Origin of the sequence: Sphingobium sp. SJ10-10 (genome assembly GCF_036038995.2) — a bacterium.
Lineage (GTDB): Bacteria > Pseudomonadota > Alphaproteobacteria > Sphingomonadales > Sphingomonadaceae > Sphingobium.
This window is the reverse complement of record NZ_CP158133.1, coordinates 346876-372592: the sequence shown is the minus strand read 5'-3', so window position 1 is coordinate 372592 and position 25717 is coordinate 346876. Positions and strand designations below refer to the sequence as shown.

At 63.7% G+C, this 25717-nt stretch carries 16 protein-coding genes; 7 read left to right on the top strand and 9 right to left on the bottom strand.

All coding sequences use genetic code 11. The annotated features are described in order from the left end of the window. Positions 1-32 precede the first annotated feature (32 nt). Positions 33-1016, bottom strand: a complete 984-nt coding sequence (locus VVT58_RS17330) for an NAD(P)H-hydrate dehydratase (protein WP_327754863.1) — start codon at positions 1014-1016, stop codon at positions 33-35. Next, complete coding sequence (locus tag VVT58_RS17325; protein WP_352000139.1) at positions 1013-1777, bottom strand: histidine phosphatase family protein; 765 nt, start codon at positions 1775-1777, stop codon at positions 1013-1015. The genes VVT58_RS17330 and VVT58_RS17325 overlap by 4 nt, the downstream gene beginning before the upstream one ends. Positions 1778-1913: 136 nt before the next feature. Here VVT58_RS17325 and VVT58_RS17320 point away from each other — a divergent pair, with 136 nt between their 5' ends. Further along, positions 1914-2393 (top strand): pyridoxamine 5'-phosphate oxidase family protein, encoded by a 480-nt coding sequence (locus VVT58_RS17320; protein WP_327754865.1) that lies wholly within the window; start codon positions 1914-1916, stop codon positions 2391-2393. Between the two features lie 86 nt (positions 2394-2479). Here VVT58_RS17320 and VVT58_RS17315 read toward each other — a convergent pair whose 3' ends face one another. From VVT58_RS17315 to VVT58_RS17305, 3 genes are read right to left on the bottom strand one after another with little or no spacing between them, the layout of a single operon-like run. Further along, positions 2480-3463: an alpha/beta hydrolase gene (locus VVT58_RS17315; RefSeq protein ID WP_327754866.1), complete on the bottom strand. Its 984-nt coding sequence runs from the start codon at positions 3461-3463 to the stop codon at positions 2480-2482. A gap of 14 nt (positions 3464-3477) precedes the next feature. After that, a complete protein-coding gene (locus VVT58_RS17310; RefSeq protein ID WP_327754867.1) occupies positions 3478-5019 on the bottom strand; it encodes a carboxylesterase family protein in 1542 nt (513 codons plus the stop codon). Positions 5020-5079: 60 nt separating this feature from the next. Next, positions 5080-7971: a TonB-dependent receptor domain-containing protein gene (locus tag VVT58_RS17305; protein WP_327754868.1), complete on the bottom strand. Its 2892-nt coding sequence runs from the start codon at positions 7969-7971 to the stop codon at positions 5080-5082. Positions 7972-8224: 253 nt separating this feature from the next. Between VVT58_RS17305 and VVT58_RS17300 the strand changes: the two genes are divergently transcribed. Continuing rightward, positions 8225-9643, top strand: a complete 1419-nt coding sequence (locus VVT58_RS17300; RefSeq protein ID WP_327754869.1) for a M20/M25/M40 family metallo-hydrolase — start codon at positions 8225-8227, stop codon at positions 9641-9643. Between the two features lie 6 nt (positions 9644-9649). On the opposite strand, the gene VVT58_RS17295 is transcribed toward VVT58_RS17300, so the two are convergent. Continuing rightward, entirely contained in the window at positions 9650-11527 is a 1878-nt protein-coding gene (locus tag VVT58_RS17295) for a gamma-glutamyltransferase (protein WP_327754931.1), read from the bottom strand. Between the two features lie 74 nt (positions 11528-11601). Further along, a complete protein-coding gene (locus VVT58_RS17290; RefSeq protein WP_327754870.1) occupies positions 11602-14727 on the bottom strand; it encodes a TonB-dependent receptor domain-containing protein in 3126 nt (1041 codons plus the stop codon). Between the two features lie 456 nt (positions 14728-15183). On the opposite strand from VVT58_RS17290, the gene VVT58_RS17285 reads away from it, so the two are divergent. From VVT58_RS17285 to VVT58_RS17265, 5 genes are all read left to right on the top strand, one after another. Then, positions 15184-17061, top strand: a complete 1878-nt coding sequence (locus tag VVT58_RS17285) for a gamma-glutamyltransferase (protein WP_327754871.1) — start codon at positions 15184-15186, stop codon at positions 17059-17061. Between the two features lie 12 nt (positions 17062-17073). Beyond that, entirely contained in the window at positions 17074-20022 is a 2949-nt protein-coding gene (locus tag VVT58_RS17280; protein ID WP_327754873.1) for an amidohydrolase family protein, read from the top strand. Between the two features lie 83 nt (positions 20023-20105). Continuing rightward, complete coding sequence (locus tag VVT58_RS17275) at positions 20106-20609, top strand: RidA family protein (RefSeq protein ID WP_327754874.1); 504 nt, start codon at positions 20106-20108, stop codon at positions 20607-20609. Between the two features lie 30 nt (positions 20610-20639). Beyond that, a complete protein-coding gene (locus VVT58_RS17270) occupies positions 20640-22226 on the top strand; it encodes a flavin monoamine oxidase family protein (protein ID WP_327754875.1) in 1587 nt (528 codons plus the stop codon). A gap of 1 nt (position 22227) precedes the next feature. After that, a complete protein-coding gene (locus VVT58_RS17265; RefSeq protein ID WP_327754876.1) occupies positions 22228-22629 on the top strand; it encodes a cytochrome c in 402 nt (133 codons plus the stop codon). Between the two features lie 49 nt (positions 22630-22678). On the opposite strand, the gene VVT58_RS17260 is transcribed toward VVT58_RS17265, so the two are convergent. Both VVT58_RS17260 and VVT58_RS17255 read right to left on the bottom strand, forming a co-directional pair. Next, on the bottom strand, positions 22679-23932 hold the full coding sequence (locus tag VVT58_RS17260) for an acetyl-CoA C-acetyltransferase (protein WP_327754877.1): 1254 nt from the start codon (positions 23930-23932) through the stop codon (positions 22679-22681). A 12-nt stretch (positions 23933-23944) separates the two neighbouring features. Beyond that, a complete protein-coding gene (locus VVT58_RS17255) occupies positions 23945-25705 on the bottom strand; it encodes an enoyl-CoA hydratase-related protein (RefSeq protein ID WP_327754878.1) in 1761 nt (586 codons plus the stop codon). Positions 25706-25717: the final 12 nt, after the last annotated feature.

Genomic DNA, 25717 nt, shown 5'->3' with positions numbered 1-25717 from the left:
GCTTGTCCCAGAGCGCGAAATCCGACCAGGGCTCAACGCGGATGCCTTGCCCCGGTGCCGGACGGGAATGGCTTATCAGCAGGGCTCTCCGGCGACCAGCGACTTCTCGCATCGTCCAGGCCGGACCCTAGGGCATTTTTTTGGTCGAGCAGGCGCGGGATGATGGGGGCGAGTTCCCTTGCCAGGAAGCCGACCCTTCCCATCTCCTTCGACAGGGCTTGCCCCGCCATGCCGTGCAGCCAGCAGCCCCAGGCAGTGGCCAGCAGAGGTTCGGCTCCGCGCGCGAGAAGGCCGCCGATGACCCCCGCCAGCACGTCGCCGGAACCCGCCGTGGCAAGACCCACGCATCCCCCGTCGAAACGAAGCGAAGGGCCGGAAGGGTGGGCAAGGATGCTTTCCTGACCCTTCAGCAGAATGACGCACTGGAAACGCGTGGCGATGTGGGCTGCGATGCCTTCGGGATCGGAGGCGACAGCCGCCTCATCCATCCCGGCAAGGATCGCCATTTCGCCGCGATGGGGCGTCATGATCACGCGGCCGTCATGCGCGGCGATGACATCGGCCAGGTCGCGGGCGGACGTCAGCGCCGCGGCGTCCAGCACGACGCCAAGCTCCCTGCGGGGCGAAGCAAGCAGACGGGCCACGAGTGTGTCGGTCCGGTCGCTGACGCTCATCCCCGGTCCCAGGACCATGGCATCGCATCGCCCGACATGCTCCTCCAATATCCCGACCGCCTCTGCGGCGATCTCGCCATTGCGGTCGGACGGCAGCGCCAGCATCGATGCTTCCGGCACGAGAACCCCCAATGCGGTCGCCACCGAACAGACCGTCGCCAACTGGACCTTTCCCGCTCCCGCCCTGAGCGCGGCTTCCCCCGTCAGGCGCAGGGCGCCCGGCACGAATTCGGCTCCGCCGATCACCATCACCCGGCCGCGCTCATTCTTGTCCGATCCGTCCTCCAGACCGGGCAGCGGGTGATCGCGCAGCCAGCTTTCATCAATGCTTCGCAAGCTCATCCCCGCGCTCCTGCAATGGCATCGGGCGCCTTGGTGACGGGCGTCCGGTCCTCTTCCATGGGTGCAATGACATTGTACCGCTGGAGGGCAAGGCGTCCGTCCCGCCCCGTTCCGGCATCTAGCCGGTAATCGGTCACCGCGCAGTTCGCGACGTCCCCCTTCGCATCGATCGCCAGTATCTCGGCTTCCGTCAGGCTCTCCAATATGTAGCGCATGCAGAGGACCACGACCTGATGGCTGAAGATCATCACCCGGCGCCCGGCATAATGCAGCGAGATCGTATCCATCACGGACCGCACCCGAAGGATCACGTCGCACCAGCTCTCCCCGCCGGGAGGACGATGGTAGAACTTGCCCAATAGGCGCCGGAATTCGGCCTGGTCGGGGAAGATGTTGCGGACGCCGCGGGTCGTCAGTCCGTCCAATATGCCGAACTCCTTTTCACGAAGCCGCTCATCGCAACAGATCGGCTCGTCCCCGGCCGCGCCGCCATGCTCGCGGAATATCCGGGCCGTCTGGCAGGCGCGCAAATAGGGCGAGGAGAGCAGTACCTCCGGACGGCTCCCCTGCGACTGGCGCGCGAACCAGCGGCCCAGCGACGCGGCCTGCTCGCGGCCCAGATCGCTCAATGGCACGTCGGCGTCGCGCACCCTCAGGGCGATGCGGTCCGCCTCCGCCTCATGGGCGGCGTCGCTCGCGATATTGCCTGCGCTTTGGCCATGGCGCGCGATGATCAATTGGGCTGGCCAGCGGATCGTCATCTCGATCATTCTCCTCCCATGGTCCGTGAAGCAGGTTGGACAACGCCTGAGCGGCCGATCGGCTTCATCCCATCCGACGAAGCGGACCCTTCGCGCCTGCCGTTCGTATAGTCCCCTCCATAATCAGGAGATGATCATGACCGACGCGCAGAAGCTGAAGGAACATTTGTGGGACCGCATGTCGGACAGCCCGTTCATGATGCTTGGCCTTACGAGCAGCGGCCAGCATAGCGAGCCGCTTACCGTCCAGTTGGACGACGATCAGGTAGACAGGCTCTGGTTTTTCGTCGGCAAGAACAATCGCCTGGCCGGTGGTGGCGCTGCGATGGGCCAGTTTGTTGCCAAGGGGCATGATTTCTTCGCCTGCTTTTCCGGCAGCGCGCGCATCGACAATGATCCGGCGATGATCGACAAATTGTGGTCGAAAGCGGTGGAGGCTTGGTTCCCCGGCGGAAAGTCGGACCCCAATCTCGCTTTGTTGCGCTTCGACATAGATGAGGCCGAATTGTGGGAAGCGGATGTGTCACTGACCGGAAAGCTCAAAATGCTGTTCGGCGGCAAGATCAGGCCGAGCGAGGAAGGCAGCCATGCGAAGGTCGAAACGACGGCGAAATGACAGCCTTATAAGACAGCTTTAGGGTAAGGCTGCGGCTGCCGGGACTATTGGCATAGGCCGCGTGGTTTCAAGCCGATCGGAAAGAATCACCGTTCCGGTGCAAGCTTTTGCTCAAAGAACGTCAATGTAGCGGTAAGTGCCCGTTCATTGGCGTTCGCCGTGTCGGCATCCGTTTTCCCGACGAAGCCATGGTCGACGTTCGGGATGTAGATCGCTTCGACGGGCACATGAGCGGATTTCAGCGCCGCCACGAACTCCTGAGTTTGCGAGACGGCGACCAGCGTATCGGCCAGGCCATGGATCAGCAGCATCGGCGGGTCGTGGGCATCGACATAGGTGATGGGACTCGCGAAGGCGAGGACGTCCTTCGAACAGCGGCCCTCGCAGCCGAGATAAGGGGCGGGGCCGGTCTGGCCCGGCGGTGTCGGCACCGTCGCGAAATCATGTACGCCATACCAGGACACGCCGGCCTGCACGCAGTCGGACGGGGTCGGCAGGTCGGATGCGTTACGGTCGGCAGGCGGTTCAAGCGGTTCGACGCCGCAGCTCGTGGAGGCCAGAGCGGAGAGCTGTCCGCCTGCCGACCCGCCGAATATCCCGACCCGCGCCGGATCGATGCCGTAGTCCTTCGCATGGAGGCGCAGGAAGCGGATCGCGCTTTTGACGTCCTGGATCGCGGCGGGGAAATGGGCTTCGCCGTCGAGCCGATATTCGATGGACGCCACGACGAAACCCTTCGCGGCGAATTGCGCCAGCACGGCAGGGAAGTCCTTGATCGGGCCGCCATGGCGCTTGGTGCCTGTGACCCATGCGCCGCCATGGACATGGATGATCAGGGGCAGCGGGCGATGGCGGCCTTCGGGGCGATAGAGGTCCAGCCGGAGGGGACGATAGTGGAGCGGTTGGCTGTAGATGATATCGGCTGCGGCCGTGACGTCGCCGGGGAACCGGGTGATGGTTTCCGGCCAGGGTTCGGGCCGGACGCGGCCGACCTCGAAATGGATCGGCGGTGGCGTTCCTGCCCCGATCAGAGCGAGCAGGGGAAGGATGCGGAGCCAGTTTTTCGGCATCGTCTGCTTTCCGGTCAGGGCATTTTCTCGCCGGTGCGGTCGGCCCAGAGCTTCCACCAATAGGCGATCTGCCCGGCCCGGAAATCCGGCGCGACGGCGGTCTTGCCGTCGATCAGCAGCGGCCCGCGATGGGCCCCCTTATATTCGCTCCAGCGTGGCAGGCCGGGGCCATTGGGATTGCCGCTCTTGATGAAATTGGCCCAATAGTCCTGCATCATCGCCGCGAGCCGCGCATTTTCAGCGCCCTGCGACGCTTTGGCCGCGCCCAGCGTATAGCCGAAATCGGCGCAATGCGGCGCGCCCGCCACCTGACCGCGTTCGGCCGGAGGGACATAGGCGAAATGATAGGACCAGCTTGGTTGCCGGCGCGCGGCGAGGCCCGCCGTAGCGGTCGCCGCCGAGGTGAAGATGAAATCGGTCTGCACCTGCCGCAGTAGCTCCGCCGGGGGCAGCTTGCCCTGCGGATCATAGACTTTCCGCACGGCCAGCAGGTCGATGCCGAAGCGATCCTTCAGCACCTTTTCGTCAAAGCCCATCAGCCCGAAAATGCTCGCCTCATTGCTGGTCGATCCGGCGATATAGGGGACGCGGGCGATATGGCCTTTCGCGAAGGCGATGGCGGTCTCCTCCGTGATCATCGCGCCGTCGACCACAGCGCCGAAATTGGGCGGGCCGGGATCGGCGGCCATGACCGCCGCCGGATCGAGCTTGCGCAGCGCGGCGATGGCATCCTTGCCCTCGCCGGTCACGCCTGCACGGCTGGCGAAGGCGATGCCTTCCTGTTCCGCCTGTGCCTGCGGACGGGTCGCGTTGTTGATGCCACCGCCGCTGTGCGCGCTGGCGCGGGCGAAAAGGCCCCGCGACTTGGGCGAAGCGACCAGCGCATTGATGCTGGAGCCGCCCGCCGAGCATCCCATGATCGTCACCTTGCCGGGATCGCCGCCGAAGCGCGCTATGTTGTCGCGGACCCAGTTCAGCCCGGCGACCTGATCCATAAGCCAGTAATTGCCGGTCGGCACGCCCGGCTGTTCGGCGCGCAGGCCGGGATGGGAAAAGAAGCCGAGCCGTCCCAGCCGGTAATTGAGCGACACCACCAATATGCCGCGCTTGTTATAGGCCTTGGCCGCGTCGTCGAACAGTTCCGCGCCTGAGCCGACGAAGAAAGCGCCGCCATGGATCAGCACCAGCACGGGCATCCTGCCCTTGAGCGAAGGGGTGGCGACGTTGATCGACAGGCAATCCTCGCTTTGCCGGGCGCCGCGTTCATTGGGCGTTTCGGGCTGCGGACAGATCGGTCCGAATTGCGAGGCGTCGAAGGGCGCGGTCCAGGGCGCGACCGGCCGTGGCGGGGTCCAGCGGTGATTGCCGCCGGTCGTCTGGGCGAAGGGGATGCCCTTGAAGACGCTGCCTGTGCCTTGCGCCACCCCGCGCACCGGGCCGGATGCGGTCGTCACCACCGGACCCTGTGCGGCCGGGGCCGCGATCAGGCCGCCGCCGACCAGCGAAAGGCCGGCCATGCCCGCCAGAAATTGCGCTGCCTTCATCCGAGCCTTCACCCCTGCCTCTCCTCAAGCAATGAGGGCGGCGACCTGTTGGTTCGCCGCCCCGACCTTGTATCAGAATTTGAACCGCACCCCGGCGGTGAACGCCCGTCCCACCGTGTCATAGGTGGAAATGATCGTCGGCAGGTTCACGCCCGGAATATCGGCGGCGATCAGCGGCGGATCGCGATCGAACAGATTGTTGATCGTGATGAACGGCTCCAGACTGCCGCCCCAACCTTCGATCTTCTGGCTGATGGTCAGGTCGGTGTACCAGACCGAAGGCGCCTTCGCCCCGGAATAATTATTGTTCGGTTCGCGCGAACCGACCTTCACCGGGCCGGTATATTGCTCCGACACGAAGATGGTGAGGCCGCCGTCGCTCACATAATTGAGGTTCAGCGTGCCGCGCCATTTCGGCCGGGCGATCGGGCCATTGTTGATGCCGTAACCCGCCGAGTCATAGGCGGCCACCGCTGCGCTCTGCTGCGTCACATATTTGTCGAGCCAGCTCACATAGGCGCGGGCGCTGAAATTGCCGTTGCCCAGCCGCGTGGTATAGCTGGCGTCGATGTCGACGCCCGCCGTTTCCAGCTTGGCGATATTGGCCGCCGCGACGCGGATCAGGCTGGGGAAGGCTGTCGGCGTCGGCCGGGTGATGAGCGCGCATTCGGGCGCCGCCGCATTGGCGACGCAATTTTGCACGATCTGCCCGGTGTTGAGCGTGCCGATCGCCCCTTCGATCTCCAGGTCGAAATAGTCCGCCGACAGGCTGAAGCCGGGCAGGAAGCTGGGCGTCAGCACGAAGCCGAAGGTCTTGGTCTTCGCCTTTTCCGGTTCGAGCAGGCGGTTGCCGCCCGACACGGTGGAAACGTTGCCGGTCTGGCCCGATACCGGATCGGTCAGCAGGCCGATGCCGCTCTGGTCGCCCGCGAACAGATCGAACAAGGTAGGCGCGCGAATGTCGCGGGAGATGGTGCCGCGCAGCAATATGTCCTGCACCGGCTTCCAGGTGAGGCCGAGCTTCCATGTTTCGACCTGTCCCGACGTGCTGTAGTCGGTGATGCGGCCAGCGCCGTTCAGTTCCAGCGAATGGAGGAACGGCATGTCCTTGACGATCGGCAGGTTGATTTCGCCAAAGGCTTCCTTGACCGTCACGCTGCCCTGCGCCTGGCCCACATTGGTCAGCCAGTAGAAGAGCGAGGTCGACGACACGCCGCGCAGGCCCGCGAAATATTCGCTGCGTTCGGCGGCGGTGTCGAGCAGCGAGGGATCGCTGTTGCTGGTGAGGTCCAGCGACTGCTTGCGCCATTCGCCGCCGACCACGATGTCGACCGGCCCGCCCGGCAGGCTGAAGGGCGAGCCCTGGAATTGCAATGCGGCGGCGTCATGCTTGATCCGCGCATCATAGGACATGGTGCCGGTCGCATAATCATAGCCCGGCTGGTTGGTATAGGCGTCGCCGGTCAGAAAGATGTTGAGCGGCTGGCATCCGGCGAAGCGCGCCCGGACGACGGGATCGGCGCTCAGAGTCGGGCGGCAGACGATATTGCCGTTTGTGTCGCGCACCGCGTCCAGCGCGGCATAGGCCTTTTGATAGTCGTACAGGCCATGCTGGTCGACGCTGTGCTTGGAATCGCCATGGGTATAGTTGACCGACCATTTCCAACTGTCGCCCAGATTGCCTTCAAGACCAGCCGTCGCCATCCAGAAATCGGTGCGTTCGTTGGTGAACGGCTTCTTCGAGCTGTCGCCCGAATATTTGCCGATGTTGAACTGCTGGCCGGGCGTTAGTGCGGCAGCGACCTGTGCCGGGATGAAGGGATTGCCCTCGAACACCGGAGCATTTTGCGTGCCGACCCAGGCGTTGGACTGGCTGATATAGCTGAGTTCGCTGCGGGTGAAATTGCCCTGCACGAAGAAATTAATGTCGTCGGTCACATCATAGCTGAAACGGCCGAAGGTCTGATAAGTGCGCAGCGGCGCGACGGCATGAACGTCCGACGGGATAACGAAACCGTCGCCGCCAATATTGAACGCGGCCGTGCCTGTCGCCGTGCCATTATTGAAGGGCCGGATCGTGCCGTCGCCGTTGATCTGATAATTGGCGAAGGGGCCATCCAATATCTTGCCATTGTCGCTGGCAAAGATCAGGTGGATATTGTCCTGCAGAACGCGAGGATTGGCGTTTGAGCCAGGGGCCGCCGTGCTGCCGGGCACGCTGCCGACATAGACATAATTGGAATTGCCGCCTTTGCGGTCGGACCGCAACATGCCCTTGTTGTTATAATATTCGCCCGACAGCAACAGGTGTCCGCGCCCGCCGAACAGGTCCATGCCACCGGCCAGGCTGATCCGCTGATTGCCGTTGTCGCCACGCTGCGACACGCCGCCCTGGACGCTGCCGGTGAGGCCGGTGAATTTGCGGTTGAGGACGAAATTGACCACGCCCGCGACCGCATCCGACCCGTAGGCGGCAGACGCGCCCGCGGTCACGATGTCGACGCGCTGGAGCAGGGCGTTGGGGATGACATTGGTGTCGACCGTGCCCTGATAGGTGGTCGGCGGCACGCGCATGCCGTCGAACAGGATCAACGTGCGGTTGCCGCCCACGCCGCGCAGGTTAAGCACATTGCCATGGCTCGCGCTGTTGGCGAAATTATGCGAACTGCGCGAGGGACTGGAGCTGTTCTGGAACTGCGGCAGCTTGTTGAGCGCGTCAGGGATGTTGGTCGGCGTCGCCTTGACCAGATCCTCCGTCGTGGCGACCGTGACGGGGGTGGGCGCGGTATAGCCGTCCCGGACGATGCGCGATCCGGTGACGATGATGTCACCGGTGCTGGCCGGGCCTTCGCCCTGAGCCTCCGCGCCGCCCGTCTGGGGAACATCCTGGGCCATGGCCGGTGCGGTCAACGCCAGCAAACTTACGCTGATGCACATGGCGGAAGCGACGGGCAGCCTCATCATATCTCCTATCCCTGATGGTGATTATTATTCAAATATATACTGTGATGCATGTTTCGCTAGAGCGCTAAAAAGTGCATGTCAATGCATATTTGGAAATTCGGCGGGATAGGCGTGCCGAAAAATCGGCGGTGTGGCGAAGATGTGTCAGAAGAAGGCCGAACGGCACTTATTTTGCGCGAAGAAACGCATGCCGGGCGTGGAAAGGCGGTCGTTCTGCGTTTGACCATTTGGGTTTGATGACAGGGGAATTCAGATGAGCCGATCCGTGCTGTTGCGCGCTGCCGCGATGATGGTGGCCATGACCTCCAATCTGGCTGCTTCCGCGTCCCATGCCGCGCCGCCGGACGATGCGTCCTTCCGCGCCTTGCTGAAGGAGATGGTGGAGACCGACAGCAGTTTCGACAGCGGCAACTGCACCGCCGTCACGGAAAAGGTCGCCGCGCGGATGAAGGCCGCCGGATTCCCGGAGCAGAATCTGCATCTCTTCGTGCCGGAGGGGCATCCCAAGGCGGGCGCGCTGGTCGCCGTCTATCCTGGGCGCGACCCGAAGCTGAAGGCCGTGCTGATGCTGGGGCATATCGACGTGGTCAATGCCCGCCGCGCCGACTGGACCCGCGATCCCTATGCCTTCATTGAGGAGGACGGCTATTATTACGGCCGGGGCGTCGCTGACATGAAGGCGCAGGACGCGATCTGGATCGACAGCCTGCTGCGGTTTCAGGCGGAAAAATACCGCCCCCTGCGCACCGTCAAGATGGCGTTGACCTGCGGGGAGGAGGGGCTTTACCTGAACGGCGCCAAATGGCTGGTGGACAATCAGAAGGATCTGGTCGACGCGGGCATTGCGCTTAATGAAGGCGGCTATGGCGAGCTGGACGAGAAGGGCAACCGGGTCGACCAGACATTCCAGGCAGCGCAGAAGGTGGTGATGCAATTCACGCTGGAGGCGACCAATCCCGGCGGCCATTCCTCGCTGCCGCGCCCGGACAATGCGATCTACAGCCTGGCGCGGGCGCTGGACCGGCTGAGCCGCTATGATTTCCCGGTGCAGTTCATCGATGCCAATCGCGGCTATTTCACCAAAATGGCCAAGGTGGTCGGCGGCGCGGAAGGCGCGGCCATGACCGCGATCGTCGCCAATCCGCAGGACAAGGCGGCCAGCAATCTGCTCAACACATCGCCCAGCTATCATTCGATGCTTCGCACCACTTGCGTGGCGACCTTGCTGTCGGCCGGGCACGCCGCCAATGCGTTGCCGCAGCGGGCCACGGCGACGGTCAATTGCCGCGTCATTCCGGGCGTCACCACGGATGAGATATTGGCGACGCTCACCAAGGTCGTCGACGATCCGGAGGTCAAGGTGACGGCGTCGCGAGGCTATCGTCCGGCCAATCCCGCGCCGGTGACGGACAAGGTGCTGGGGCCGGCGATCAAGATGTCAGCACAGGTCTGGCCCGGCGTGCCGGTGGTGCCGCATATGGCGACGGGCGCGACCGACGCGGTGACGATGAACGCCGCGGGCATCCCGACCTATGGGGTGAGTGGGCTGTTCCGCGATCCCGACGGCAATGGCGTCCATGGCCTGAACGAACGCATCCGCGTGCGATCAGTGATGGAGGGGCGAAAATTCCTCTATGGACTGGTCAAGGCCTATGCCGATCAGAAGGATTGAGATGCTTCAATAGCCCATAGCATAGCCCATGCGGCGGGGGTCGGCCCCGCCCATGCGTGCGCCCGACGGGTCGACCAATACGCCCTGCACGCTGCCTATGGAATAGGGGCGGACTTTCTCGATCCGGTGGCCCATGGCGGTCAGGCCTTGCAGCACCGGATCGGCAAAGCGCCCCTCCGCCTGCACCGTGATGGCCGCACCGGGCTTGTAGAAATTCGGATCGGCATCCAGCGCAAAGCGCGGCGCTTCGATCGCCGCCTGGATCGGCATGCCGCGATCCACCACATTGACCAGGAACTGGAACTGCGTCTGGCCGATCGTCTCCCCGCCGGGCGAGCCGAACACCATGCGCAGGCGGCCCTTGTCGAGGACAATGGTGGGGCCGTTGCCTAGCAGCGCGACTTTGCCGGGAGCGACCTTGTTGGGATGGCCGTCATAGGGTGCGGTCGATCCCAGTCGCAGGCCGTTGTTGAAGAGGAGGCCGGTATCGCCCATCACCAGGAAAGTGCCGAAGCCGCCGCCGACCGTGGTCGTGACGGCAATGGCGTTGCCGTCAGCGTCGACGGCGGACAGGCTGGTGGTGTCGCCGCCGCGCGTGCGGTCGTCGCCCCGCGCCGCGAAACGCAGCCGGGCCTGTTCCAGCGCGGCATGATCGAAAGCCGCCGCATTGCCGCCCTCCGGATAAAGTCCTGCCCTGGCCGGATCGATCAGCCTGCGCCGCTCCGCCGCGAAGCGTTTGGAAAGCAGCCCCTCGACCGGCGTTTGCGCGAAACGGGGGGCCGCCGCATAGCGATAGACATCGGCCTTGGCGACCTTGATCGCCTCGATCAGCAAATGGGTGAATTGCGGCCCGTCGGCGGGCAGGGCGGCCAGGTCGAAGCCCTCGACCAGATTGAGCTGCTCGCACAGTTCAAGGCCGGTGCGCGAGGTCAGCGGGCTGCTATAGACGTCGAGGCCGCGATAGTTGGTGCTGACCGGATCGCTCCAGCGCGGCCGATAGGCTTTAAGGTCGTCGAGGCGCAGCCAGCCGCCGACCTCGGTGGAAAAGCGGGCAAATTCCTGTGCGATCGGGCCGGTGTAGAAATGGTCATAGGCGGCTTGCAGGGCGCGGTCGCGGTCAGCGCCGCCTTTCAGCGCCATGCTCTCGGCATCGGCCAGTGCCTGAAGGGTGCGGGCGAGGCCGGGATTGCGGAAGATGGAGCGGGGCGCGGGCGGCTGTCCGCCCGGCAGGAACAGGGCGGCGCTGGTGGGATAAAGCGCGAGCGTCTTTTGCGCTCGGGCGATGAACAGGGCGATGGACGGATCGAGCGGATGGCCGTCGCGGGCATAGCCGATCGCCGGTCCGAGCAATGTGGCGAGCGGCAGCCTGCCCAAGCGCCGGGCCAGCGCGATCCAGCCGCCAAAGGCGCCCGGCACGGTCAGCGCTTTGGGACCATGGTCCAGCACCTTGGGATCGACCTGCGGATCGAGCAGGCGCGGCGCGCCGCCGGTGAAGGCGAGCGAATGGACCTTCCCTGCCCGGCGGTCGAGGCAGGTGGCGAAGCCGTTTCCGCCCGCGCTCGATGCCCAGGGTTCGACCACGTTCATCACCGCCATGGCGGCGACCACCGCGTCGGCGGCGCTCCCGCCCTGCATCAACATGCGCGTGCCCGCCATGGCCGCGAGCGGATGGCCAGCGGTGACGCCGCCATGTGGCATCGGAACCTCAACGCGGTGCGCCACGACGCTTGCGCCGCCTGAGCGCGGCGCATCGGGTGCACGGGCGCCGGATTGGGCGCGGGCTGTGGAAGGAAGGCCGGTGAGCGCCAGGCCCGCAAGGCTGGCGGCAAGCAATTCACGACGGTCGAGCGCTTCCGGGCGCTGGGGCTGATCGGGAGCGGGCATGGACGAACCTTCGATCTTGGCGGAACGGAAAAAAAGGATGCGGCGCCTGAAATGGGGCGCCGCATCCTGTCGCATCAGAAGGACTTCTTGATGCTGGTGTACCAATAACGCGCCTGCGGCTGATAGAGGTTCGACAGATAACCGCCGGACGCCAGCGGCGGATCCTTGTCGAAAATATTGCGCGCACCAATCTGGAAACTGGTGTTGTTGAGCGGCCCTCCATTTTTGAACGTATATTGGGCGTAGAGATTGACGGTGGTCTGGCCCTTCACGATCCACGGATTGGTCGCGGCGTTGCGCACCGCATTTTCATACACGCTGTCGATGAACTGGGTATAGGCGCCGATCTTCACCGGCCCCATGGTCCAGTCCAGCGTGGCTGCGATGCGCCAGCGCGGCTGCCCGTCGCGCCCGACCACATCGCCGCCGCCCTGGATCGGCACGCCAGCATTCACCAGGCCCGCCGAGCGGCCGTCGATCACCGCCGTCACACCGGCGGGCGCATCGACATAATAGCTGATCAGGCGTGATGCGTTGACGTTGAGCGAGAAGGTGCCGATCGACGCGGTCGGCAGCAGATAGTCGAGGTTGAAGTCGATGCCCTGCACCGTCACCGGCAACAGATTTTCGAAATTGGCGACGACATAGAGCAACTCGCCGACCGGGGCGAGGCCGGTGCCCGCGACCAGCGCGACATCGTCCGCGGTCGGATCGCGGCGCACGACATTGGGATTGCTGCTGCCCTGCACGCGCCGCAGATAGTCGAGGTTGAGGCCGTTTTGATAGTCCAGCAGACCGACGACATTCTTCTGCTTGATCTTCCAGCGGTCGACGGTGAACGTCACCTTGCCCCAGCCGTCGCCCAGTTGCGGGGAGAAGACCGCGCCGAAGCTCCAGCTCTGTGATTCCTCCGGCTTCAGGTTGGGATTGCCGCCGCTGCGCCGCAGGACCGAGATGCTGCGGTTGCACTGGGAGAAGTTGGCGATACGGCCCGCCCGCAAGTCCGCTTCGCACAGCACATAGTCGACGCCGGTGTTCACGCGGTCCAGCGTGGAGGTGTTGATGACCTCCAGATTGGGCGCGCGGAAGCCCTGCGACCAGGAACCGCGCAGGCGCAGACCCTGGAGCAGTTCCCAGCTTCCCGCGATCTTCGGCTTCGCGACCGACCCGACGTCGCTATAATCTTCGTAGCGCCCGGCGATCTGGAAATCGAGACTGCGGAAGAAGGGAATTTCCATGTCCGGGCTGAAGATCGGAATGGCGAGTTCGGCATAGGCGGACTTCACATTGCGCTTGCCGCGCACGTCGGGGCTGGGGCTGGCGCCGCCCAGATCGGAGCCATAGAAAATGCCCGTGACGGCGTCGGTATAGGTGGTGTCCACCCCGCGAATGCCGCCCTGATAGGTCGAGCGGTTGTCATGATAGGTTTCGCGGCGATATTCGACGCCCGCCGCGATGCCGATGCTGTTGTCCGCCCACAGGCCCAGCAGATTGGCGTTGGAAATCTTGAAATCCCACAGCGCCAGCGACGTGCGCGTCTTGCGCGTCGCCTTGATGCGGAAACTGTCGATGGTCGCCGCATTGTTCGGGGTGCAGTCACCGACGGACGGCGTATCCACGCAGCCGCCGTTGAAGGGATTATAGGCATCGGGCGTGGTGCGGTTGATCGCGGCTTGCAGCAAACTATTGGAGAAATTTTCCTGCGTATCCGCGGCGGTGGCCCAGGTATAGAGGCCGGCGGTGTCCCAGTCCCAGTCCCCGATATTGCCTTTCAGGCCGCCCAGGAAGCGATATTGATAATTGGTCACGTCGACCTTGCGCGATCCGAAGTCGACATAGTTGAGCGAGGTGATCTGGATCGGCAGGCCGGTGGCCGGAACGACGGCTATGTTCAGGCCGGGCAGGCGGTTGGGCGAGCCGACTGGACCGAGCGGGTTCCAATAGGCGTTGGCCGCGACGGTGATCGGAATGTTCGCGAGCGAGCCGGGGCCGCCGATGATCGCTTCCGTCTTGCCGCGATAGAAGCCTGCTTCGCCATAAAGCGTCAGCTCGTCAGTCAGGTCGAAATGCCCATTGGCGAACAGGTTGATGCGTTTGACCGAAGGCTGGGTGGTAAGGTCGTCGAACGTCGCCGGCGCATTGAAGCGCAGATTGCTGTCGACGGTCGCCATTTCCGTGGCGCCGTTGCCGTCGTCATAACAGGTTCCCGCGGTGCCCGATGCGATCCGGCATCCGCTGTTGGCGTTGGGTTGAATGTGGAACTGGCTGGAACTGTTGGTGAAAGCGACGCCGTTGCTGGTGATGGTGCGGTTCAGGAAGGTGCCGTTTGCGGCTGGGCTGAGCGCGCGGAAGGTGCCCCATGGCGTGCTGGTGCTGGTGCCGTTGAATGCCGCGACATTGGCGAAGGGCGTGCCCGCGACATAGCCGCGGCGGTCGACATTGGCGGTATAGTCCTGGTCGCTGAGATAAAGCTTGGACTTTTGCGCATAGCCGGCGAACAGCGTTATGTTGCCGCGCCCTTCGCTAAAGTCCTTGCCGATCAAGCCGTTGACGGTGAATTCACGAAGATTGGTGCCTTCCGCCCCGCCATATTGAGCATCGAACTTGGCGCCGTTGAAATCGGAATTGAGGACGTTGTTGACGACGCCTGCAACTGCGTCAGAACCATAGAGGGCGGCCGCGCCATCACGCAGGACTTCCACGCGCGCGATATTGCCGACCGGAATGGTGTTGGCATTATAACCGAAAGTCGGAACGCCGGAATCGACCACGCCGGTAATGGCCTGCGACGTCGGGTGGAGCACGGTGCGGCGGCCGTTGATCAGCAGCAGCGTGTTGCCCTGGCCCAGACCGCGCAGCGATACCGTGGAAACGTCGCCGCGCGCGGCATTGGCGTTGCCGCCGCCCAGCACCTGTTCGTTGAAAGTCACGCCGCCCAATTGCGGGATGGAACGGAAGAGATCGGCGCCGGAAACCGCGGCCACCGCTTCTATCTGCTGTTCGCCCACGACGCTGACAGGCAAGGCGCCGGTCGTGTTCGCGCCCCTGATCTGGGAGCCGATGACGACGATTTCGGCGCCCCTGTCCGCTTCGGCCTGCGGAGCGCTGTCGGTTGCCGTCTGTGCGTGAAGGGCACCTGCCGTCAATGCCCAAAGGCTGGCTCCCGCCAGCGTCGAAATGCTGTTTCTTCTCACCCTCATCTTGCTGTTCCCCTGTGATGAAGCCCATCCACCGATCCCTCCGGCGAAAGGGCTTTGCGCGGTTTCAGCTATCGGGCGGTTGCGCGCCGATGAATCCCGTGCACGACAGGCTATTGTTTTTTGAAAACGGGAATTTGCCCAGACTGTGCATTCGCGGATCCCCCGATAACTGGAGTTCCGGCACCATCCCCCGTGTGGGCCATTTCGCCTCCGACCTCACGCCGTCAGCATGCATTGACGGGCGAAGCGCCCACATCCACGCCCGTTCAAGATAGTAGAACTGATGAGATCATAATTTCCACCATGCCGGGATGAATATTTTTCAAATCCTATGAAATTTTCTGAAGCATAGTGGAAATAGGGATCGATCTCGTTACAGGGAGGAAGACCGGCAAGGCAGATGCGTCCTTTCCCTCGGATAGCTCTGACTATGCCGATTACGGGGGATCTTCATTCATGAGCGAGAGCGCAAAGCAGGGATTGAGCCGTCGTGACTTGGCGGCATTGGCCGTTGGCGGCGCCGTTCTGGCCCAGACTGGGACATCGGCCTTGGCGCAGGAGGCTTCCTCCGCCAAGGCGCCGCTGGAACCCACCCGGCTGGTAAGCGCGGGAGAGACGCTGCGGCCGGAGATCGTCGGCAATTTCGGCATCGTCGCCGCCGGACGTCATTATGCAGTGGCGGCGGGGACGCGCATATTGATGGCGGGCGGCAATGCGACGGACGCGGGCGTTGCGGCGGTGTTCGCGGCGGCCGTGACGGAAATTTCGCATTTCGGCTTTGGCGGCGAAGCGCCGACCATCATCTATGACGCGAAGGCGAAGAAAGTCTCGCTGGTGAACGGCCAGGGCGTCGCGCCCGCGCTCGCCACGCCGGACAAGTTCGCCAAGGCGGGCGTCATTCCCGGCAATGGCCCCAATGGCGGCACGGTGCCCGCCATGGTCGACGCCATGGCGCTGGCGTTGCAGCTCAATGGCACGATGACGCTGGATCAGGTGCTGCAACCCGCCATCGAGCTGGCCGACGGTTTCGTCATGTATAATTTTCTGGCCGAAGTCTTCGTCAGCCAGAAGAAAGCGACGTCCAAGTGGAAGGATGCCTATGATACCTATTATCCGGGTGGGGCATTGCCGAAAGTGGGCGAAATCTTCCGCCAGCCCAATTTGGCGAGAACTATCCGCGCCATCGCGGAAGCGGACCGGGCCGCCTATAAGAAGACGAAGAACCGCAAGGCGGCGATCCAGGCGGGGCGCGACGCCTTCTACAAGGGCGACATCGCCCGGCGGATCGGCGCGGCGATGGAGCGAGACGGCGGCCTGATGCGCTATGAAGACCTTGCCGGCTACAAGGGCAAGGTCGAAGTCCCCGCCATGACCAGCGTCTTCGGCTATGAAGTCTACAAGGCCGGATTTTGGAGTCAGGGTCCGGCTATGTTGATGGCCCTCAACATAGCCGAGGCGGCGGGCATCGCATCGATGGAGCCGGGTTCGGCGCCTTATCTCCACACCGTCGCGGAATCGATCAAGCTCGCCTTCGACGACCGCAACGCCTATTTCGGGGATCCCGATTTCGCGACCGTGCCGATGAAGGGTCTGCTGTCCAAGGCCTATGCGACCGCGCGAGCGAAGCAGATCGGGCCGAAAGCGTCGTTGGAGCATCGCTATGGCGACCCTTGGGCGTTCGAGGGCAAAGCCCGCACGACGCCTGCCTTCACCCCCCACATGCTGAAGGCTCCACCGCGCCCGACCGCGGACACAACCGCCATCGAAGTGGTCGACAAGGATGGCAATCTGTTCAGCGCCACGCCCAGTTCGGGCTGGCTGCTGGGCGGCGCCTATATTGCGGGCGACACCGGCGTGCCGATGAGCAACCGGCTGACCGTCTTCGATCTCGACCCCGAAAGCCCCAATGTGCTGGTGCCGGGCAAGCGGCCGCGCACGACGCTTTCTCCCTCCATGGTGCTGAAGGACGGGGCGCCTTATCTGGCGATCGGCACGCCAGGCGGCGACAATCAGGACCAGCAGATCATGAACGTGCTGCTGCGCGTGCTGGCCTTCGACCAGCCGCTCCAGGCCGCGATCGAGGCGCCGCGCATCAACAGCAATCATTTCCACGCCTCCTTCGCGATCAAGAAAGATGAACCGGGTGTGCTGGAAATCGAGAACCGGGTGCCCCAGGCGGTGCGCGACGATCTGACCGCGCGCGGGCACAAGCTCGACGTGCTGGGGCCGTTCGCGGTTTCCACCGGCATCGTCGCCGCCGGGGTCGTGCCGGGCAGCGGCACTTTGCGCGGCGGGGCGGATGTGCGCCGCGAACGCTATGTCTTCGGCTGGTAAGAGGGTGTGTTGATGAAGTCTCCCCTGAAGTTTCTTTCTGTCGCCCTGCTGTCGGCCTGCGCCGTGCAAGCCTATGCCCAGCCGGCCAATCTCCCGCCGCCCGGAGGCGAAAAGCCGGTTGCCTTCGACGTGCATGAGGGCACCTCCATGGCCGTATCGGTCTCCCCCGACGGCAAATGGCTGGCGGTCGACCTTCAGGGCAGCCTCTGGATCATCCCGGCCAAGGGCGGGAAGGCGAAGCGCATCACCGACTATTTCAACGATGCGCGCCAGCCGGTGTGGTCGCCCGATGGTTCGCGGCTTGCCTATTTCGCCTATCGCGAGGGTGGCTATGATCTCTGGACCATCAAGCCTGACGGCACCGACATGCGCAAGCTGACCGAGGGCGCATGGGACGACCGCGAACCGGCCTGGTCCCCCGATGGCAAGACCATCGCCTTTTCCTCCGACCGCAGCGGCAATTACGACATCTGGACGCTGGACGTCGCAAGCGGGGCGGTGAAGCAACTCAGCAGCAACCCCCGCGAGGACCGGATGCCGAGCTGGTCGCCGGACGGCGCCCGCATCGCCTATGCCGGGATCGACGGCGCGAAGACGGCGCTCTATGCGACGACCCTGGCCGACGGCAAGGAAAGCCTACTCAAACAGGTGGCGGGGAGGGTCGATGCCCCCTCCTTCGGTCCCGCCGGTGACCTCGCTTATGTGGTGCAGGACACCAAGGGCAGCCATCTGGAAGTAGATGGCAAAATCGTCAGCGGAACCGAGAATGTCTTTCCCTTCCGCATAAGCTGGGGGAAGGGCGGCTATTATTACGTGTCGGACGGCAAGATCAGGCACCGTACCGGCGGACGCCTCTCCACCGTCGATTTCGCCGCCACGCTGGAGGCGGTGAAGCCCAGCTATGCGCGGGCGAAACGCGACTGGGATTCCACCGCGCCCCGCAAGGCGCTGGGCATCGTGCATCCGACCATCTCGCCCGACGGCAGCCGCATCGCCTTCGTCGCGCTGGGCGATCTCTACCTCATCTCCTCCAAGGGCGGCGTGCCGGAGAATCTGACCAAGGACGCCGCGCTGGATGCTGATCCCGCCTGGTCACCCGACGGGCAGAGCATCGTCTATACCTCCGACAAGGGCGGCGGCTTGCCGCAACTGTGGATACGCGATCTCAAGACGGGCAAGGACCGCAAGCTTACCGACATGGATACCCAGCCGCTTGGCGCGGCCTGGTCGCATGACGGCAACCGCATCGCCTTCCTCGATGTCGATGGCCGCTGGGGCGTCGCTGGCGTCTGCGTCGTCGACGTGGCAAGCGGGAAGGTGACGCGGCTTGCAGAGTCGCTGGGCCAGCCGGGCAGCCCAAGCTGGTCGGCGGACGGCAAATATGTCGCGATTGCGCTATCCTATAAATATTCGAACAGTTTCCGCGAAGGCACCAATCAGGTCTATGTGATTCCCGCCGATGGCAAGGGCGAACCCTTCTGGCAGTTGCCGCAGGCCAATGCGGGAACGGACACGCGGGGCGGCGGCGGTCCTGCCTGGTCGCCGGACGGAACGAAGATGGCGGCCATTTATGAAGGCCTGCTGAAAATCTGGCCGGTGGGCGCGGACGGCAAGCCTATGGGGCCGCCGCGCAGCTATACATCCGAAATTTCCTATTTTCCCACCTGGACCGCCGATTCACGCACCATCCTCTACCAGTCGTCGGACAAGCTGAAGACGATCGACACCGAAACCGGCGTGATCCGGGAGATTCCCGTCGATCTCACCTACCGTCTTGCCAATCCGACCGGGCGGACGGTGATTCATGTCAGCAATCTGGTGGACTCTGTCCGCGACGAGACCCAGCATGACAAGGACATCGTGATCGAGGGCAACCGCATCGCGGCGATCCGCGATCACGATCCGGCCTTGCATCGGGCGGAACGTTTTATCGACGGCACCGGCCTTACCGCCATTCCCGGCCTGATCGAGCATCACGCCCATCTTCAGAAGGATTTCGGCTCCAATCTGGAACGGGCATGGCTGGCCTATGGCATCACGACCGTTCGCGATCCGGGCAATCAGGTCTATGACGCGATTGAGGATCGGGAAGCCGCCGAAGCGGGCGTCCGCCCCTCCCCCCGCCTCTATGTCAACGGCCCGCTGTTCGAATGGCAGCGCGTCTATTACAAGATGGGCGTGGCCGTCTCCGGCCCGGCCCATCTGGAGCGGGAACTGGAGCGCGCCCGCATCCTGAAATATGACATATTGAAAAGCTATGTCCGCATGCCCGACATCTACCAGCGGCGCATCGTGGAGGCCGCGCATCAGATGGGCGTTCCCGTCACCGGCCATGAAATCTTCCCTGCCGCCTATACCGGCGTCGACGCGACCGAGCATCTGGGCGCGACCAGCCGCCGCGGCTATTCGCCCAAGCAGGGACCGATGGGCATGGCCTATGAAGATGTCATTCAGCTTTTCGGCCGCAGCGGCCGGACCTTGACGCCGACCAATTTCGGCGCGCTGGCCGGCTATCTGGAGAAGAATCCGGCTTATCGCGACGATCCGCGCCTTAACCTCTATCCGATCTGGGCGCGCAAGACGGTGACGGAGAGCGATCCCATGGCGGCGATGCTGCGGCCCATGATGGCGGGAAGTCTGGAGAGCCTGAAGAAGATCTATGATGCCGGCGCGCTGGTCACGGCGGGCACGGATACGATGATCGCGACCAATCTGCATGCGGAGATTTCCTCCTATGTCGATGCGGGGCTGACACCCTTTCAGGCGTTGCAGACGGCGACCGTCAATTCGGCCAAGTCGCTCAATCTGGATGCGGGAACATTGGAGGCTGGCAAGCTGGCCGACATTACCCTTCTTGCGGGGGATCCGCGCGAGAATATCGCGAACACCTTCAACGTGCGGAAGGTGATCGCCAACGGGAAATATTATGATGTCGGAGACCTTGTTTTCGGCGGAAAATAGGATGGCGACATGAACATGGCGGGTTTTCCTCCGCGCCTCGTTCTCCCGGATACAGCATCAGCACTATGGGAATGGGGGCGTGCATGGCAAATCCGTCAGCGTTCAGGCTTTCTCTTATGGGCATTGCGGCGGCCACTGCCTTGTCGTCAACGGCCCATGCCGCACCGGTCGAACATAAGCAGACCCCCGGCGCGATGATCGCCAGCGCCGCTGTGGTCCCGCCCGGCAGCACGCTCTATTTCCTTTCCGGGGCTACGGGAGCGCCGATCGATCCCAAGGATATGGAAAGCCCGAACGCCTTTGGCGATACCGAGGCGCAGGCCTTGTCGATCTTCACCAAGATGAAGGCCCAGCTTGCGGAGATGGGCCTTACCATGGGCGATGTCGTCAAGCTGACCGTCTTTTTGGTCGGCGACCCCAAATTGGGCGGGAAAATGGACCGCGACGGCATGACGCGGGCCTACAAGAAATATTTCGGCACGGCCGAGCAGCCCAATCTGCCGACGCGGTCGGCCTTCCAGATCGCGGGCCTCGCCCGGCCGCAGCAACTGATCGAGATCGAGGCGATCGCGGCCAAGGGCAACTGAACCTTCCGCCGCCGTGCACAGGGGGTATTTATGGAGAATAGCACGCAGCCGAGCCGCCGCCAGCTCCTGAGCCTGATCGGCAAGATGGGCGGCGCGGCGGCCATGTATCAGGCGATGACCGCGCTGGGCCATGCCGCCGAAACCCAGTTCGACGGGCCGCCGGTCCTGTCCGGCGCGAAACCGGGCGCATCGGTCGTTGTGGTGGGCGCTGGCCTTGCCGGGATGGTTGCAGCCTATGAACTGGAAAAGGCGGGCTATCAGGTCAAACTGCTGGAGTTTCAGGATCGTCCGGGCGGCCGCAACTATACGCTGCGCGGCGGCGATACCTTCACCGAAAGCGATGGCACCGTGCAGAAGGTGCAGTTCGCGCCGGGCAACTATATCAATCCCGGTCCCTGGCGCATCCCCCATCACCACAATTGCCTGCTTCATTATTGCAGGCAGTTCGGCGTGGCGCTGGAGCCGTTCATCCAGCTCAACCACAATGGCTTCATCCATTCGAGCGAGGCGTTCGGCGGCAAGCCGCAGCGCTACAAGGCGGTGGCAACCGACTTCCGGGGCCACACATCGGAATTGCTGGCGAAAGCGGCGAACGCCAAGGCGCTGGATGGCAGCGTGAGCGCGGAGGACAAGGAGAAGTTGCTGGAGGCGCTCCGCCACTGGGGCGTGCTGGACGACAATATGGCCTATACCAGCAGCGTGGCCGTCTCCGCCCAGCGGGGGTACGATCGGCCGCCGGGCGGGGGCGTGGAGGGCGCGCCCTCGCCATCGCAGATCGCGAAACTTGGTGACGTGCTCGACCCGCAGGTCTGGACGGCCATGAGCTTCTATTTCAACTATGTGATGCAGACGACGATGTTCCAGCCGGTGGGCGGCATGGACATGATCGGCAAGGCCTTCGCTGGCCAAGTCGGCAAGCTCATCACCTATAATGCAAAAGTCACAAAGGTTGCCCAGAGCGGCAAGGGCGTGACCGTCAGCTACAAGGATGTACCGAGCGGCAAGATGAACAGCGTCAGCGCCGACTGGTGCGTGTGCACCATCCCGCTGTCGATCATCAGCCAGGTCGAGATGCAGGTGGGACCGAAGCTGGCGGCGGCGATGAAGGCGGTGCCCTATGCGGGCCAGCTCAAAATGGGGCTGGAGTTCAAGCGTCGCTTCTGGGAGGAGGATGACAATATCTATGGCGGTCACAGCTTCACCGACCAGCCGATCGCGCAGCTTTCCTATCCCAATGACCGCTTTTTCTCCAACGGACCGGCGGTGCTGCTGGGCGCGTTCGCCCGCGATGCAGGCGCCTTCGAGCTGACCGGCATGACCCCGCAGGAGCGGATCGAGGCGGCGCTGGCGCAGGGCGAGATTTTCCATCCGCAATATCGCAAGGAGTTCATGAACGGCGTGTCGGTGCCGTGGAGCCGCGTGCCCTGGATATTGGGTTGCACCTCGCGCTGGAGCGAGGAGAACCGGGCGGCGCATTATCAGAATCTCGTCGCGATCGACGGGCGCGTGGTGCTGGCGGGCGAGCATGCCAGCTATTATGGTGGCTGGATGGAGGGATCTTTGCTTTCCGGCATCGATGCGATCACGCGCATCCACCAGCGCACGCAGGCGGCATGACATGCGGCGCAGCTTGATCCTGATTCCGCCGCTTCTGGCCCTTCTGGCGGCGCCGGGCCATGCCGATACGCCCGGCGGCGTGCAGGCGAAGAACAAGGCCGTCGACGGCGAGAAGGTCTACAAGCAAATTTGCGCCGCCTGCCATATGCCCAATGCCATGGGCAGCGGCGGCGGCGCCATTCCGGCTTTGGCGAAGGACAAGAAGCTGGCCGATCCCGCCTATCCGATCACGATCGTGATGAAGGGCAAGGGCGCAATGCCGCCGATGAGCGAGATTCTGTCGACAGCGCAGGTGGCGGCAGTCATCACCTATGTGCGGACGCATTTCGGCAACAGCTATCCCCAGCCCGTTACGGAAGCGGACGTCAAGCGCATCTCTAAGCCCGGCAGAAGCATGGAATGATGGAAGACGTCGCCCTCTCCCGCGTTCAGTGAGGCGCCTGGCAAGTTTTTCAGACGCGTTCTATAATCATGGCTGGAGCCATCCCGCCGGCAGCGCACATCGTCGCCAGTCCATATCTGAGATCCCGGCGCTCCAGTTCATCCAGAAGAGTCCCCACAAGTATGGCGCCTGTCGCCCCGATCGGATGCCCCAATGCTATCGATCCACCATTTACATTGACCTTGGCACGGTTGAGGCCGAGATCCCTGATGAACTTTTCCGCTACGACTGCGAAGGCCTCATTGATTTCCCACAGATCGATATCCTCAACCGAAAGCCCCGCCTTTTCCAAGGCCTTTCGAGCGGCGGGAACGGGTGCATTGAGCATCAAGGTAGGATCGCCGCCCATATTGGCCGTCGCCACGATCCGCGCCCGTGGCTTTAGTCCATGGCGTTCCGCATAGGCCGGCGAGGCGAGAAGCAGCCCGGCGGCGCCGTCGACCACGCCGGAAGAATTGCCGGCATGATGGACGTGCTCGATGGTTAGGCCGGGAAATTTGCGGTTTATGAGCGCGCGTGCCGTATTGCCGTCGAGATCTGCGGGCATATCTGCGACGGCCGCGAAGCTTGGGCGCAGTTCGGCCAGTCCTTCGGCGGTGGTGCCGGGCCGCGGAAATTCGTCCCGGTCGAGTATGACAGCGCCGCTCTCGTCACGGACAGGAACGATGCTGCGGTCGAACCGGCCTTCCTCGATCGCGGCGGCAGCGCGACGTTGGCTTTCCAGGGCTAGCGCGTCCAGTTCTTTCCGCCCGATGCCTTCGAGCGTTGCGATCGCGTCGGCGCATACGCCCTGATGCGACTGCGGGTGCAGATCCTGCAAACGGCGATTGCCCGATCCCATGATAAGCGGCATCATGCCCGCAGCAATTTCCGCCTGCGTAATTTTCGCCGTCAGGGACATCATTTCGGTGCCGCCCGCGATCACCAGATCTTCCATCCCCGACATGATTTGCGCCGCTGCGAAGCTGATGGCGGTGATGCCGCCGCCACAGAAACGATCCAGCGTCGTGCCGCTGGCTTTCACATCATAGCCGGCGTCCAGCGCGGCCATGCGCGCAAGATCGCCTCCCTGCTCTGCCTTTTGCATACTGGTGGACCAGATGATGTCGTCGACATCGGCCGTATCGATCCGGTTCCGTTCCGCTAGAGCGGCGAGCACGGTGGCGGCGAGATGCTGGGGATGCATATGGGCCAAAGCGCCCTTGCCGACTTTGCCGATCCCCCGCGCGGTCCGGACGGCATCGATAATATAGGCATCAGCCATGACTATTCCTTTTCAGTTATGTGCGAAGCGCCCACCGCTTTCCGCCAGACGCGTCAGTCCGGTGGCAGGCGCGAAGGCGGGGCCATGGCGCTGCTCCATTTGGTGCAGTTTTTCCACCACGGCGGAAAGGCCGGTCCTGTCGGCCCAGAACATCGGGCCGCCACGATAGGCGGGCCATCCGATTGCCAGGACCGCGACCATGTCGATATCCGACGCTCGCAGGACGACGGATTCGTCCAGCATCCGCGCGCCTTCGTTCGCCATCATGGCCATCATTGGCGCGATCAGCGTTTCCAGTTCCTCCATCGAACAACCTGTCGGAACGGCTTCTTCGGCCCGGACGAATCCGAACAGGTCCAACGCCTCGACCAGTGCAGCCTCCGGTGCGCCGTCGACGCGGAGCATGGTTATCGCCTGTTCCTGCGCCCGGATAAGTCTGTCCGAGACCAGACCATGCCCGGAGCGGCAGATGACAGCCACTCGCCCGGCCTTTCGGGCGAGGCCAAGGATCGAGGCAAGGGTTGTGGGTGATGCGTTCGTCCCCGGCGAGATTTCCATCAGGCGCGACAAAGGGGCGGCGGGCAGGGACAATTGTGTCAATGTTGCGGGATAGGCACTCGCCATCTCGTCCAGCGCACCGATATCGGCGGGCACCAGCAGCGATTGAGGCGAGCGGACCGCGTCGAGTCTTTGCAGGATAGCGTCCGTCAGCGGTTCGGGAAGTGAGCGGCACTCGACAATGATATCGCTCGCCGCCAGACTATCTTGCCCGTTCGCCAACACGGCGGCCCAGCTTTCGAAGCATGTCGCCTTCAGCCCCGCGCGATGCAGGAGGTCGGCCCATGGCGTGCACTCGCCTTTGCCGACGATCGTCGCGACACGCAGCGGAATCACAGGTGTATCAGCACTGATGCCCGGAAGCCTCGCGGCTTCCCGCTCGCTGAAGAAGAGGTATCGCTGCGCGGCGCTTTCGCTGCTGTCTTCCAATTGCCGGAACAGTTCCCATTCGCGCGCCATGCCCTCTTCAAACGGAAGGGTGATCGCGGCTTCTACGGCCCGCACTATATGATCCGGCGCCCTGAACCCGCGCATCACCGCGGCATGGCGACGACGGAAATCGTCGAACAGTCCGGGGCGGGCACGTGCCTGCGTGATAGGCCCATCGCGGTCCCTGATCCGGGTCAAGGGCTTCCCCGCAGCCGCGACGCCGCGTGCGAATGCGACGGCGTCTTCCCGCAATCGGTTTTCGCTGGCCAGCTGGTCCAGAAGGCCCAGTTCGCGCGCTTCCTGGGCAGCGATGCTGCGTCCCGATACCATGAGATCAAGTGCGGCTTCCACGCCAATGACGCGAGGCAGGCGCTGTGTGCCTCCGCCGCCGGGCAACAGGCCGAGATGGACTTCGGGCAGGCCGAGCCGAGCGGAGGGCACCGCGATCCGGTAATGACAGACCAGCGCGGTTTCCAGACCACCACCCAGCGCACTGCCGTGGATCGCTGCGACAACGGGTTTCGCCGCATTTTCGATAAGGCGCATGACCTCATGCAATGTCGGGGACTGCGGCGGTTTGCCGAATTCGCTGATGTCGGCACCAGCGAAAAAGGTCCGTCCGTCGCAGATCAGCACGATGGCCCTGACATTGCCATCGGTCAGCAATGCATCGAACGCTTGGGCCAAGCCTGCGCGTACGGCTGCGCCAAGCGCATTGACGGGGGGAGAATCGACGCTGACGACCCCGACATCGCCTTCGACACTGATACTGACGGGTTGGTTCATGATGATCGGTCC